This is a genomic window from Shewanella saliphila (assembly GCF_014648295.1).
Lineage (GTDB): Bacteria > Pseudomonadota > Gammaproteobacteria > Enterobacterales > Shewanellaceae > Shewanella > Shewanella saliphila.
Map to the genome: position 1 here is coordinate 1 of NZ_BMQV01000069.1, position 14455 is coordinate 14455.

Consider the following 14455-nt stretch of genomic DNA (forward strand, 5'->3'; position numbering starts at 1 on the left):
ACACCTGTGCACGGTTGCATATAAGAAGCTATGGAGGTTGACTGTTCATATGATGAAGCGTCTTTTTCGTCTGAATTGTTACAAGCTGACGCGAACATAAGGCAAACAAAAAACAAAAATGAAAATGAAAATTTAGATTGCATAACACTAATCCTTTAGTTTTATTGGATATAAATAAACATAATTATAAATTTTTATATTAGCAACAAAATAAAAACAGTAAATAGACGCAGATCACATCTTGGTAACAAAATTTTGACATATGTTACTATCTTTATTTCTAATTAAATTTCTGAATAAAAACCAATTTCGGACTTTTATTGATTGTAAATAGGATCGAAGGAATGAAATTATTTAACTATTTAATCTTATCTTCATGCATTACACTGTCACTAAACTCACACTCGAAAACGTATGATATATTGGTAGAAGGCGCCGATGAAAATAATGTGTTGGTTCACAAAACTCTAACAGTTGAGAGATCAAAAGGTGAATATATTTTTGAAGGAGATATCATTGTCACTGAGCATATTGAAACTCTAAACACTCCAACTCCTTATTCCGTTATCATTAGCGGTAGTCAATATAGATGGGATTTGGGTGTAATTCCTTATACCATTTCAACAAATTATAGCACCAGTCAAATAAATTCAATTCTTCAGGCGATGAGTGATATAGAAGATGTTTCAGGTGTTATTTTTGTCGAACGCTCGAATCAAGCGGACTATATCTCTATATACAAGGGCTCAGGTTGAAGCTCTCAAGTAGGGAAGCGAGGTGGCTCTCAAAATGTTAGTTTAGCAGATGGTTGCTTTAGCGGCGGAACACCTACACATGAACTCCTACATGCTGCAGGCTTTTGGCATGAACAATCACGGGAAGATCGTGATTCATATATTACAATTAATTGGGAGAATATTATATCCGGGAAAGAGCACAATTTTGAACAACATATTTCTGATGGGGAAGATGTTGGCCCCTACGACTATAATTCTATAATGCACTATCACTCGACCGCTTTTAGCTCTAATGGTCAAGCAACTATTTCGAGAAATGACGGTATGTCTTCTCTAGGTGGTTCTGTTATGACTTCGACAGACATTTCTACTCTTCGAGAAATGTACGGTTATCTTCAAGAAGTTGATTTAAACGTAAATTACCATTATTGCTACGGCGAAAACTCTCTCAATTGGGCATCATATAATGATGATGCTGATTATTATGAGATTCAGATAAATTCAGGGTATGCGTTTTCAAACTTCGCAACAACTACAAATAAAGCATATCAAGTAAGTGTTAATCAAAATACAGAGTTCAGAGTTCGAGCTTGCAATAATGAGGGGCAATGCTCGAAGTACTCTAACAGCGTTACAGCCAAATATGCATCAGTTTGTATGTGATTTAAATAGTTGAAAATTGGCTGAATTTTAAGTGAAGACTAAACATTCTGGGCTTTCTGGCTTGGTAACTTAACTAAAATTCAGCCTATCTAACTGCATCGATTCAACATCAAGTAATATTTCTATAGCATAGTCAATTGGAAAGTTAACTTGAATCAGGATTAATATTTTGTTATCCATTCTTGCTGTTGAGACTGTATCCATAGATAGACAAGCCACTGTATTATTTAAATCGTCACAGAAATAGTAAACACTTTGGTGCATTATCTGGAGTGGACCTAGTTCAATGGACACTCTGTAGCATTACTAAAATTAGGCCAACAGGCCAGTATCAAGCAAATCTAATCTAGGCATGCGAAACAAGCTTTGGGGCACGAACGTGTCAGCTTCATTCCTCTGACACGTATATGGACAAAAGTTTGTTAGAACTGAGGCTCTAAAAGTAACTACTGGGATTAGAAAATGTATGGTAATCAAATAAAGTTTATACTGACCCAAAATGCAATAAAGCGGTTCAAATGGACGGTTCATGAGTAACGAAATAAGCAAATATCAGTGAAAAATAGAGATTTCAGGCAACAGTATCCCACCCCATGCAGTTTCAGCGGCCTAAGCAGTCATTGATGCACTTAGATGTTGAATTCGAGATTTAAGTCAGCCCGCTTTTAAGTGCTGGCAACAACTGGCGAAGTGTCGTCGGCGTTTTTCTAGATGCTCACAATAGTGGGTAAGTTCTTGAAGTGTGCCGACTGGGCCGTGAAATAGCTTACCGAACTCGGTGGTGAGTTTGAGCCAGTTATCTTGAGGGATATTCAATCTTGTGAGTAACTTAGCGCTATATGTGCTAATAGCGCCACGCTTATCGTTGCGAATAATGCGTCCCGTATCATCAACCAATCCAAGATAATCTTGCAGCGAAAATGCGATGCCCTTGGGTTGGTCTTTACGATCATTACCAATGAAAGGCAGTAGGCTCTGTGGTTGCTCACCTTTCAGCGCAGCCCTAATTCGTAGTTGAATACTGGTATGGTCTGATTGCTCTGGCGTGTCTGCCATATTTGCCCGAATGGGATTGAGGTCGACATAAGCCATGCAGGCTAATACTGCCGCCTCATCGAGCAGTGCTTGCGATTTAAAACGTCCCTCCCAGAAGCGGCCAGTGCAGTTATCTTCTTGATTTGCTTGCCTTGCTATCGGTTCGTTCAATGCCCGCATGAACCAAGAAATATCGCTTAATCGGCTGCGATATAAAGCAACTGTGTGACTAAGCTGCAACTGTTCATAATCTTCAAGCGTTTCACCATGAGCAAACTTTTGGCTTGTATCAGTACCCTTAAATAACTGATGCCAATGACTTATTACCTCGGCATCAGACCAACTGTTGGCTTGATATATGTCGATACTGAGCACAACATGCAGATGATTACTCATCACTGCATAGGCCGCAACATCAATAGCGAAAACCTCCGCAAATTTAAGCAGCTGAGCATCTACCCAAGCACGTCTGTGGTCGTAGTTTTTACCAGAAAACTTGTCATCGCCGCAGAGAAAAGCACGGCGAATAACGCGACTACAACAATGGTAACAGGGGGTGTCTTCTAGGCTAATTTGGCTTCTACGAGGGCGCGGCATCATAACCTCCTTGTTAATGTCTGTTCAGATTTTAAGCTTAGTTTAAAATCTGGAGACTCTCCAGTAACATGGATGGCACCTTATTCTTTTGCTCAGTCCAACCAGTGCTAGCCCGAATAGGCCAAGGATAAGGTAAACCTAATCCGCATAGGTGTTTTACAATTAAAGGCGCAATGGTACGGATTTCATTAGGGGCGCAGTGCTTACTGTTAAGCCCGTATATATGGCAGTACAACCGCTTCTAGCGGTAAATGAGCACATTAAAAGCAACGATAAGTGTGAAGTAATAAAATAGAAAACTAAGGCCAAAAAGCTTTGGGTGAGCAGATTATTGCCTTGACTCACCGGGAGCGTCCATATATGTCTTATTTATTAACCCTTTTTATTTCAAGTAATTTTCAGTTAACAAAGAAAAAAGATATGAGGAATAAAAGTATTAAGAATATCCTTATTCTCTTAAATAAAGTCATTTTTTTATATTCTTCAGTCTTGATTAACCCACTATATTTGTTGCCAGACTTAATTGCTGACTTGACATCTTCAAGCGTTATTTTGTTATCCTGAAGCGCTAATCTAGCATGAATCTGAGATGCGAAAATACCTTCTAAAAATATCAAAAACAAAAAGGTGAGCACACAAATTATTGTAAAAATCAAAAGAATCCCCGCCCAATAAGCCATGTATGATTCACAAAACCATAGGCAGCATAACCGACATTTAAACCGGTGCCAATGTCAGCCCCAGCACCGTCACCAGTAAATGTAAAATCACCCTTACCAGCAAACATGCCCATACCACCTACTGTGCCACTGAAACCTTCCAATGTAGATAAATCTCCCTGCCATGTCCCGATCGAGTAACTCATGCCGCCACCAAGGCCAGCAAAACCTCCACCAGAGAGGGTGAAAAAAGTACCTAACTCGTAGTACTTTGAAAAAGCCAACGAAACGGTAGACTCCACCCCTACACCAAGCGCTCCACCCGTCAAAGAAGCATCAAATTTTACATTAAGTCCTTTGCGCAACTTACTAGCGATAAAGTCGCCAGCACTTTCAAGTTTTTCAGAAGCATAGTCATACAAATCGGAAGACATGTCTTTCATTGATAATAGCGCTTTTTTCCCAGCATCCACGACTCTGCTTCTAACTGATTGGTGATGAGCTTCATCATTAAACATCCGAGAAAAAGCTCCTGTAAGTGCGCCATTTGCGAATTTCCCACCAGTTAATTTTGAAATTGTCCCACCAACAGTCGCTGCTGCTACAATTCTTCCAATGCTAAACCTAGCAGAACTAATGCCATTGATACTCTTCTCAAACCCTTGTGTTACACCAGCAGCTAAGAAGCCATGACCAAACTTACCTCCTTGCAGTATGCTAGTTATTCCACCGACCATAGCGTGAGCTGCTATCTTTCCTACAGTTGCAGCGGTAGTTAACTCTCCTCCACTGAAGCAAGATTGACAATTTGCTTGCGAAAATGCTTCACCAACCTGATAAAAAGCCATCGCGGTAAACGCTCCCCTCAATGCACCTGTAAATACGTTACCACCATTAGCAGCAGCTCCTGCGGCACCTGAGGCAGCACCAACAAGGGCATATCCTGCTTGCCCGCATTGCACATTACCACCACAAATATAAGTGCCAATTGCAGCAACTATAATCCCAACATAAGGTCGTATTTTTTTCCACGTTTTACTCCACCAACTATACCCACTCGGATCGGTTAACGTCAGCGGGTTATTTCTCACATAAGCATAACGATTGTAACTTTGTGAATCCGTAGGCGCTTGGATCAGCGGATCAGCCTGCAAGAATCGCCCCAAGGTTGGATCGTAGATGCGGCCGCCCATATGAATAATATCTAAATCTTTGATGTGCTTATGGCCTGTATATCCTCTGTCTGTCGGTTCGCTAGTCGTAAAACTAGCAAACGAACTGTGGAGAAACACAGCGGTACGTTTACCCCAAGGGTCGTAAATCGCTTGCGATACCACTGCGCCACTGGCATTGGTTGTGGCGATGACTGAGCCTTGATGGTCTTTGTGTAGATAAAAAGTATCACTTGAACCATTGCTTCGTTGGGTATAGACAATATCGCCAACATAAAACTTATGCTCGGTTAATGTACCTGCGCCACCCGTACGATATACCTTTTCATAATTGCCTAAATAGGTTGTCTGATAAGTCACATTTTTGCCATTTTCGACATACGTATCAGATTTATAAATAAGCTCACGTTCAGGCCCATATTTCATGGTAGAACTACTGCCAGCTTTCGTGATTAATGTTGGCTTGTCGTAACTGCCATAATTAAAGGTACGAGTACCATCTGTTTTACTATTGCCGTTGGCATCATAGAAAAACTTATACAATTGCGCTCCAGAGGCTGATTTGACCTCATTAAGCTGGTGCGGTTTAGTTGCATAGTAGGTGTAATTGCCCACACCCGTTTTAAATTTAATATTACCCCAGTCATCATAATTATAATCTTGATACGTTTTAAAATTAGCAGGCAAGATAGCACTGCCAGTGGCAATACTAATCGTGCGGTCTTCTAAACGGTTTGTCAGGTAGTCATAGCCATAGGTTTCTGTAAAGTCGGTAATGCCTCCAGGAATTGAACCAAATTTAGTCCAGCGACTGGTTACGTTGCCGATATCATCATGCACGACATCAGTGTAAGCAAGCTGAGCACTACCCTTTTTAACGTCAATACTTGATAACCAGCCAGTGTCATCTTCAAACATCGCTGTGGTAGTCACATTGTTACCGTAAGTGACTTCGTCGACTTGGTTTCGCGCGGTCATTGAGTCAACACGTTTTAATAATGCCCCTGTCACATTATTTCTCACCTCAGTAAGATACCCTGTTGTGGTTGAGTAGTGATTCTTAACTGAAAACGCCGCAGTGCCTGTAGGGTAAGTGGTAATACTTGGACGACTGTAACTATCGTAAGTTTGACTTTGCGTGAACGTATTACCCTCTATTAAGGTTGTTGTGGTTTTAACTAAGCCATCTGGATAATAAGTAAAGCTATTTTTATACGTTGGATTGCCAGTAGCACACGTTGCAACTGCTGCATCAAATTTTTCGACTGAAAGCAGTCTGCCTTTATCGGTCGCTGTACCATAATTCCAACAAAGCGTGCCTTCTGATGGCTCATAGCTTTTTATTTTGCGTCCAAGTAAGTCATATGAAAAAGTGAAGGTATGGCCTCTAGCGGTCTCCTGGGTCATTAACTCACCAAAAGCATTATAGGTGTACTTCCATAGGCCTTTTGACGGGTCATTGGTGGAGAGTTTCCTGCCCCAGTCATCATAAGTCACGGTGACAATGTAATTACTGCCTTCTCCGGTTGTGTCTGTAGTCACAACATTGCCTTGAGCATCATAAGTAAAAGACACTGTATTACCGATTGCATCTTCAGTATAAGCCGTTTCACCAAAACCATTTTGATATACGCTTGTCGTTATACCGACTTCATTAGTGGTTCGACTTTCAAAGCCAAATAACTCATTTGTGACTGTTGTGCCATTGGGCTTTGTAACAGTATAAGGTCGATTTAATTCATCGTATTCAAATAGTGTAAAACCAGTTGAGTTTGGCTCATACACCATTTTTTCTCGGCCTTGCTCATCGTACTCTTTGATGACCTTGTTCCAGCCACCGCTAAAGCTTGTGGTTTGCGCGATAACCTCGCGCCCCCATTTATCAAAATACACTTCCTGGGTGGGATTTCCGGTTACCGTTGTTCTAACGTAATAATAGGCATTACTAGAGCAGCTACTGCAAAAAGCTTGAGTAACGGTTGTTGTTTTTGCGTCAGGATGGTCAATGGTTTTTAGTCGGCCTAAATCATCAAAATATTCTATTTTTGCGACATTATTGGCATCGGTAGTTTTTATTGAAGTGATGACACCTGTTACAGAGTCTGCATCAACATTGTTATACTTAAAACTGGTTCTAAACCCCATCGCATCATCTGTGTAACTCAGGTAACGCCCTTTAGCACCATAATTGCTACTCGTACTGCGAGTAATATTTGTGCCTGTTGCTGTGCTATAACCCGTTACTGCTTCAGAGGTTTTATTTCCCCAGGCATCATACCCATAAGTAGTTGTGAGTTTAGTGGCTGCTTGATTAGGTGATAATGTGCTCGATTTCAACATCAAATTTGAATAGTAATCAAATGTGGTTTCTCGGACATGTGTTTTAGGGTCGCCTGTTCGTGTTTTTGTGACAACAGAAGAAGCTAAACGGCCATATCGTTCCCAGTCACCTGAACCATAGGTATTAACATTGTTGGTAGTGAGTACGTCATTAGAGTATTCATCAGAAATTTCAATGTTACTTTCAAGTAAGTTACCCCAGTCATCATATTGATTGGTCGTGAGCGTTACGCTTGACAGTGTGCTACTCAGATTACTGTCTAGTATGTAACTTTCTTCTTCTGAAGATGCAATATAAGGTGAAATACCACCATTAGCGGTTTGGATGACGTCTAGCGTGTTACTCGCCCTTGAAAGCATCTGAGTATCAAGCATTTGAATGGTTTCAATAGGCATGCCTGCATGGGCAAACGTTAATTCACCATGCTCTTGACTGTATTTGGTTTCGGTCACAACATTGGTTTGGTTATCGATGGTTTTTAACATCTGAAAGCCTAATGAACCACGGCCCTTTTTATGGATAAGAAAACCACCGTATTGATAGTTGACCGATACTTTGCCATCAACACCAATATTGCTTTGTGTTTCTACTTTACTGACGAGTTGCATACCTGAGTGAGGTGAGAACGTATCTGTTGTTGTGTCTGCATCTGAGAAATTGGTCACATACACGGATGAGTCTGTCATCGGTTTGTAGGTCACCGTTGTCGCAACACCAAAGCCATTGGTAATGGTATTGATGGCGAACTCTTTAATCCCTTTACGGTTATAGTATTTTTTCCAACTGCTGCCTGTTGAAGTCAGTAGGTTTAATTTACCATCGCCATCCGTATCACCAAAACGAACCGTAGCATTGGCGTCAAAATCCATAAAGCCACGGTTCTCAAATGAAATCCATTCACCCGAATTTGTGGGGCGAGAGAAGAAAATAGCCCAATTAGACGTGGAAGTTGCATGTAACACGTCCGCGCGGCCGTCATTGTTTAAATCAACAAATTGGTCAAGGTATTTTTTAGTACTCGATGTAGCTAACCCCGCGTCTCTAGACGCTAAGAATTCAATACCGTTAGAGAGTCGATACCACCATTTATCGCCACTGACAAATAACAAATCACTCAAGCCGTCACCATTTAAATCGGCTATACGGAAGGTGTCTTCATAGTTACCAAGGGTCTGCTGTAAGGTTAAGACCGGATTTGCCATGGTGCCTGATGCAACAAAAAGCATATGTTTTGTTGAAGTACTGCTGGTCCAAGTGCCAGCCCAATCTCTTTGACATTCATCTCTAGTGCGAATAGAAGCATTTAATACACCACGAACATAACAACCGGATGTTGTCGACGTCACTTTCATCACAAGGTCTGAGCGGCCATCACCATTAACATCAACGGCACTGGCAGATTTCATATCAGCAGTTTGAGATTGCACTCCCATATTTAACTCAGCCGATGCAACGGTATCCGTAAAGGTATAGAGGGTTTTATTCGCAGTAAAAGTACCATTGCCATTGTTTACATGAGCCTTAATCGTATTGCCCGTTCGAAAAACAATGTCTTCATTGCCATCACCATTGACATCCATAACTTGCGCACCGTTCTCAAGCCCGGTGGCGACGACATTAAGGTTGGTTAACGTGTATTCAGAGGTTATAATTTTAGTAACACATTGCTCCCACTTAGCACATGCCTCAACACTTTCGCTAGCCTGAAATGATAATGCATGCCAATTTGCTGTTGCAGAGTTGGCAACAAGTAAATCCCTTACACCATCACCGTTATAATCAATATTAAGTGCATATTCCTTTTTTGATGTACCAATCGATGTCATCGTTTTGGTGGAAGTAAAGTAAGGGCCGAGCTTCACAGCCCACGAACTACCACTGACGTAAACAATATCTTGATACCCATCACCATTGACGTCAAAAACTTGAGAAGTACTAACGTTGGCAGATCCACTCGCAACAGAGGTGGGATTCTCAAATGGCTTAAAATCAGTTGATGTGGGTACATCATGACAAAAGTCAGGCCCAGCAGGCTCTGACTTACACAGATATTGCATGCTACTGCTAGATAGATTGGGGCGTTGCCAACCAAACGTTGTTTTGGGTAAGCAATTACCAAAGTCAGTATCATTATCGGGACATTCTTGAACGGATGTTAATAAGGTGCGCTCTTCTATAAAATTACTGTTCTCATAGTTCAAAAAGTAAGAGCGGTAGTTGCTACCGTCAACCGATGAGTCAATACGCTTTAGTATTTTGTTATGCTTTGCAATAGCCCCCGCTTGATAACCTAAAAAACCCTTACCGTAGTCTTCGTAAACAAATTTAACTTTATTGAAAGCAGTACTGTCGCCCAATTTTGCTGAGTACTGAATGCTATCAATGTAAAATGTCCCATTCGTTTTACTGTTGTTGTAATTAAACAGAATATAGTTATCTTTAATATCTTTGATGACTTTAACAGCCCATGTTTTTGCCATTCCAGTCTTATTGCTTGGCTCAACAAATGCGTCCGCTTGATTTGTACTGACAAGACCCGTTAAACCGGGATTACCATAATAATAAGTTTCACCGGCTTTCGTTTTGACTTCAAAATAACTAGGCCCATTAGCTTGGCTACCGCCCATAGCAGTAACAATTGAGAAGTCATCAATTTCTTTAATGTAAGTTGAATAAGGTGCACCGTAGGTACCCGCAAGCAATATCAATCGTTGACCATCAAGACAAAACCTATCACTACTGGTAAAATTTACACCTGTAATCGCATTGTCATTAATTGGCGTTTGTGGGCAGCGAGAAACGGCTGAAATACCGCCAACACTCCAACCAATACCTACAGGGCCATCTTGAAGGTTATTACTTGAATAGTTTAACGACACTTGCGGCGTTACGCCTGCTCGACCTTCAGGTATGTTAATGGGTACTGAGTATGTGGCGGCACCACTCTCATCAACCCTAAACTCACCTGAAGACAACCCTACAACTTCGGCCTTCGAAGATGCACTTACTCCAAGAATAATGAGCATTATTGGAAGCAATAATTTATGGCGAGACATGAGGCATCCTTACTTTCACGTAATAATAAAGGTTGATAATTGGAATTTAAAAGGGGGTAAGGGCTACATCGATACGTTCAATGCACTCTTGTAGCTCAAAGACAAATACAGCACTGCCTGGACCGTGTTCAACATCTTTCCTTGTTAGCTCATAAGACCGACCTGAGTTAACAGCGGAAACAATTAACTGACCAACGTTCGATTCGACTAAATCATACTCAACAGAAATGGCAACTTCACCGGAATAAGGGCAGCCGTCATAACTGGTGTTGTTTAATACATCGAAAGATACAGATTGATTAGCTGCAATAGCAGGTAATCCTACAAAATAAAAAAACACCAAACCTATGTTCAATCTTCTTAATGTAGGGCAAAACATCCTTTTGTGCATATATTGAAATCCATTTGCAAGCTAAAGTTGCTGATTCTAGAATTTGAAGAAAATATGCCCAATTTTACATTCTGTCAACATAATAAAATCAACGTTTCAAAATTATTTTTTAACCACTAATCGAAGATAAAATCAAAGCGTTATCGATGATCGAGTTCTAGGTGAGTCACCATTAAATTTGTCGTTTTGCTATTGGTTATAATTAAATTTAATCGCCACATGCTCATGCTTTCTCTAAGTAGTGTTGTCTTGATACCTAGGTAAAACTGAGGGATCATCAAATTGATTATTATTCACTTCACTAGGCCTAATTGTTACTCATAACCGATTAGGGTTATTGAAGTATTTCAGCTAATTCAATGCTGCCGTCTCTAGTTGGCTTTTGGTGGTGGCTATCCAGCCACCCAATCCTGGATTGCCATAATAGTAAGTCTCTCCCGCCTTAGTGACGACTTCAAAATACTGAGGGCCATTCACTTGGCTGCCGCCTTTAGCCGTGATTTGCGAGAAATCATCGATCGCTTTTACATAGGTCGATTCTGGCGCACCATAAGTGATTAAAATTGGGATGCCGAATAAAATGCAGATTAGATAGATGAATTTTGCATGAGAAAATATAGGTCAAATGTAATCACTATTACGAACTTGAAATATCAGTTCTAACGAGGAATGGGGCAGAAATTAGTTAGAGCTTTGACCCTAACTCAAGAACTTTTGATTAGAAAATGTATACCTAGTCTCTAATGTCGTGACCAATTTGATTAGCCACTAGACAACTAAGATGTTGGACAAAAGCTCGAGCTAATCTGAACTTTTGTCCTCTATCTAATAAGTTTCCTGATTACAACCTTAAAGTCATGTGCAGTGGTCAGGGAATCGGTATCAGCACGGACTCTGTGAAGCGGAATGTTTGCAGCATCAAAGATGTTATTTTTTAGTTTGTCCCTGCGTCTTGCATCTACATTGTCATGATAGTGACTATCTACCTCGAAAAAATATTTTGGGTTATGGTTATCAGCTGGATCAAAAACAACAAAATCAACGATCCCTTTGAAGTAAAAGTCTCTTTCAGGTAGAGCAAGATGTTCTCTAATCATGTCAAAATCAAATATGTTACTAAGCACTACATTGGGATAGATAAAATAACTTGGAAAAACGTCTTTTAACGCTTGATAAAACTCTGATTCTAAATTACTTTTAAATAAAGGTTGTAACCAATCAACCCTAGAGAATTTGGATGTCTTTGTTGGTTCTTCAACTGATGGTTTGATGCCAGTATTCTTTTGAGGTTCAACAAGTAACTCAGCTGCTTTATTGGAATGCGTACACATTCGCGCAAATGCAACAGCTTCTTTATGGCTTAATTCTTGATACGCCTCTATTCCAATGTTCTCAATTTTTGTTCGTGCATCGCCACTGAGATATAAGTAACTTGCAGAATGTAATAGTATATATTCACGGCACAAAGTCGATACGAGCACAGCAAGTTCTTCATTGGCAAATCGAATAAACTCCGTCTCTAAATGTATACAAACATTAGCCCACTCCACTTCAGAGTGTTTAAGAGATGATTGCTCAGTTCTTGTTAACTTGAATATATCTGGCCAACGTTTTTCTGCCATCAAAGAGTAAAACCTTTCCATATCTAATCCTATAAACCATTTCGATAACGATGGATTTAGAGCTAATCTTCAATACTCTGATTTAATCAACAATTATCAGGTTGATATAACTCTTGCTAATGTCATGACGGTCACACCAAGTATCCAAGCGCTCTTTACTGGATGAGATAAAGTCCTGATTACCGCTGTCACTGACCATGTGGAGAATTGAAGAAATTGGCCGAATGTGGTCTCCTACTTGCTTAAATAGAAGAGTATTCATGATTTTTTCCAACAATTCATCTTCAGGCACAGAATTATTCACTGCTATTTCACAAATATTATCCAAGTGAATATACCCTCCATAACCAAGCATTGAATAGACTACACTAGACATAACGGGATCAATTTTGACAGGCTGCCATTGTTGCACATCCTTACGGGATCTTAACTCAGACTCCTTAAGCCGAACGGGGTGGTACATCCAGCCTGCAGCATCTTCGGTTTCGGTTGGAACTGCAAACATCAACGGGACAGGCACTTCAACATTTGAATCTTCACCCCAAGGCATTTTTACATCAAAATAAAGAGATATTTTAGACCAAATCACTTCTAACATTATGCGAGCAGCATTTCGATTCAACGATAATAATGCGGCCCATTTTCGATCTTCATTTATGGCGATAAAAGGAACACCATTACCTTTAACAATACTAAAGCCATTCGTTGTTACTAAAGCAGGCAAGCTTGGAACTCCTAACCCATCGCCTGTAACCTCACCCTTCTCCAGCAATATGTCTAAGAAGGCATTTCTCATACCAGACTCTGTGCTGTATCCACCATAACCATGAATGATACTAAGTGGTGCTAATATTTCTTGGACCAAAGAATAGAATAATATTCCATCAGACTTAGACAGCGAGTTAATTTGACGATAACTCTTAGGAGCTTCTTTACCCGTAATTTGTGAGAAATGAATGCGAGCAGCCTCGATTTCAGGTTCAAAATTTGGATCATCAAACTTTGATTCAAAATGTTCAGAAAACTTCTGCCTAATTACTCTTAGATGATCGAAAGCATCTATATAGTCTGCTTTATTAAGAGTTTTCTTTACTTCAAAAACACAAAGAACCTGATCTATTGGATAAATAAACTCTTTTGTTCGACCATATTGTGTACCTTCACCACAAACTAACATTCCGTCAATTTGTTGAGGTAACATTTCTTCTCCCACAGAAATGAAACCGGACACGACCTTCAAACCCAAAGACTTCGGAATGGCAAAATTTTGATCAATGCCCTGCTTAGTTATTTCTTCATATGCACTACCTAATGTTGGCATATGAGGCATATCAAACTTATCTAAGGCTTCTTTTTCAATTTGAATGAACTGTGCTAGCAGTTCTGATGCTTGCTCTATCATGATTTTTCTTGTTTGATGAAATAATACTTTAGGTTGGTGTAGCTATGGCACGCTTTGATTTGTTCCGCTTGCCAAACTTATATACACCCCGTATAGCCATAGACTAATCCGGTGAAAGTCCTTTGCAAGAAGGTTTTTCTCCAGTAACACACTGTTATTAAGCGCTAATTATTATAAAATCGCAAGTGTTCATCACGAGGATAGGTCAGAAGGAAACCGCGTCTTGTAATATCCACCATAATTATGCAGTACTGCAGGAAAGTTCATGACCCTATCAGGGGAGATCCGAAATATTGAGCATCCATAGATTTAGTATTGATAAATAAGGATGGAAGTTTTCCAGATTATAATACCTCTAACACACAATTGAGCATAAACGTGCCAGCAGAAGAACTGACACGTAATTGGACAGAAATGAGTTAGGTTTGAAATTGAATTGGGAATTTGATTCATCAGAAAATCTGCAGAAAAATGTTCTGTTCAAGTAATTGTTGACACCTTTTATCTCTAACTAATTTCCTTTGGCTCATAATAATGGACGTTTTGGGTATCTAAAATTTGGACAAAGTTTAACCTGAAAGAAACCCGCTAACTTGTCGTTGATGAAGTAGCCCTAGGCTCTAGGGCTACTTCATATTAGCAATCTGTATTTTCAGATGTATTAGTCTCGACTTGATCTGACATTCAACTTGAAAAAGTGAGAGTTACCCGTTTTGATAAAGGTGTCGAATCTTTTAATCAAAACCAAAAAGGTAACTCTCATGTTTCATACTAACAATC

Annotated in this window: 6 protein-coding genes and 1 pseudogene; 1 reads left to right on the plus strand and 6 read right to left on the minus strand. The window is 40.0% G+C overall.

Going from position 1 to position 14455, the window contains the following annotated elements; genetic code table 11:
- Positions 1-344 precede the first annotated feature (344 nt).
- Positions 345-1400, plus strand: a pseudogene (locus tag IEY48_RS20500) (M12 family metallopeptidase).
- 654 nt (positions 1401-2054) lie between these two features.
- Here IEY48_RS20500 and IEY48_RS19440 read toward each other — a convergent pair.
- The 6 genes from IEY48_RS19440 to IEY48_RS19460 form a co-directional block, all read right to left on the minus strand.
- Positions 2055-3032 (minus strand): transposase, encoded by a 978-nt coding sequence (locus IEY48_RS19440; RefSeq protein ID WP_188740194.1) that lies wholly within the window; start codon positions 3030-3032, stop codon positions 2055-2057.
- Between the two features lie 652 nt (positions 3033-3684).
- The gene (locus tag IEY48_RS19445; RefSeq protein WP_188923216.1) at positions 3685-10260 is read right to left on the minus strand and encodes an FG-GAP-like repeat-containing protein; all 6576 of its coding nucleotides are present in this window, start codon (positions 10258-10260) and stop codon (positions 3685-3687) included.
- Positions 10261-10306: 46 nt separating this feature from the next.
- Positions 10307-10651: a hypothetical protein gene (locus tag IEY48_RS19450; protein ID WP_188741251.1), complete on the minus strand. Its 345-nt coding sequence runs from the start codon at positions 10649-10651 to the stop codon at positions 10307-10309.
- Between the two features lie 351 nt (positions 10652-11002).
- A complete protein-coding gene (locus IEY48_RS20570; protein WP_268237051.1) occupies positions 11003-11128 on the minus strand; it encodes a hypothetical protein in 126 nt (41 codons plus the stop codon).
- A 344-nt stretch (positions 11129-11472) separates the two neighbouring features.
- Complete coding sequence (locus IEY48_RS19455; protein WP_160054382.1) at positions 11473-12294, minus strand: DUF2726 domain-containing protein; 822 nt, start codon at positions 12292-12294, stop codon at positions 11473-11475.
- A 61-nt stretch (positions 12295-12355) separates the two neighbouring features.
- Positions 12356-13675 carry a DUF6602 domain-containing protein gene (locus IEY48_RS19460; protein ID WP_160054383.1) on the minus strand — a complete coding sequence of 440 codons (1320 nt, stop codon included), beginning with the start codon at positions 13673-13675 and terminating at the stop codon, positions 12356-12358.
- Between the last annotated feature and the right edge of the window lie 780 nt (positions 13676-14455).

What these genes read in the sequence shown, in the direction of transcription:
- IEY48_RS19455 (WP_160054382.1), bottom strand. Translation starts at nt 12,294, where the DNA reads ATGGAAAGGTTTTACTCTTTGATGGCAGAAAAACGTTGGCCAGATATA.
- IEY48_RS19460 (WP_160054383.1), bottom strand. Translation starts at nt 13,675, where the DNA reads ATGATAGAGCAAGCATCAGAACTGCTAGCACAGTTCATTCAAATTGAA.
- IEY48_RS19440 (WP_188740194.1), bottom strand. Translation starts at nt 3,032, where the DNA reads ATGCCGCGCCCTCGTAGAAGCCAAATTAGCCTAGAAGACACCCCCTGT.
- IEY48_RS19445 (WP_188923216.1), bottom strand. Translation starts at nt 10,260, where the DNA reads ATGTCTCGCCATAAATTATTGCTTCCAATAATGCTCATTATTCTTGGA.
- IEY48_RS19450 (WP_188741251.1), bottom strand. Translation starts at nt 10,651, where the DNA reads ATGCACAAAAGGATGTTTTGCCCTACATTAAGAAGATTGAACATAGGT.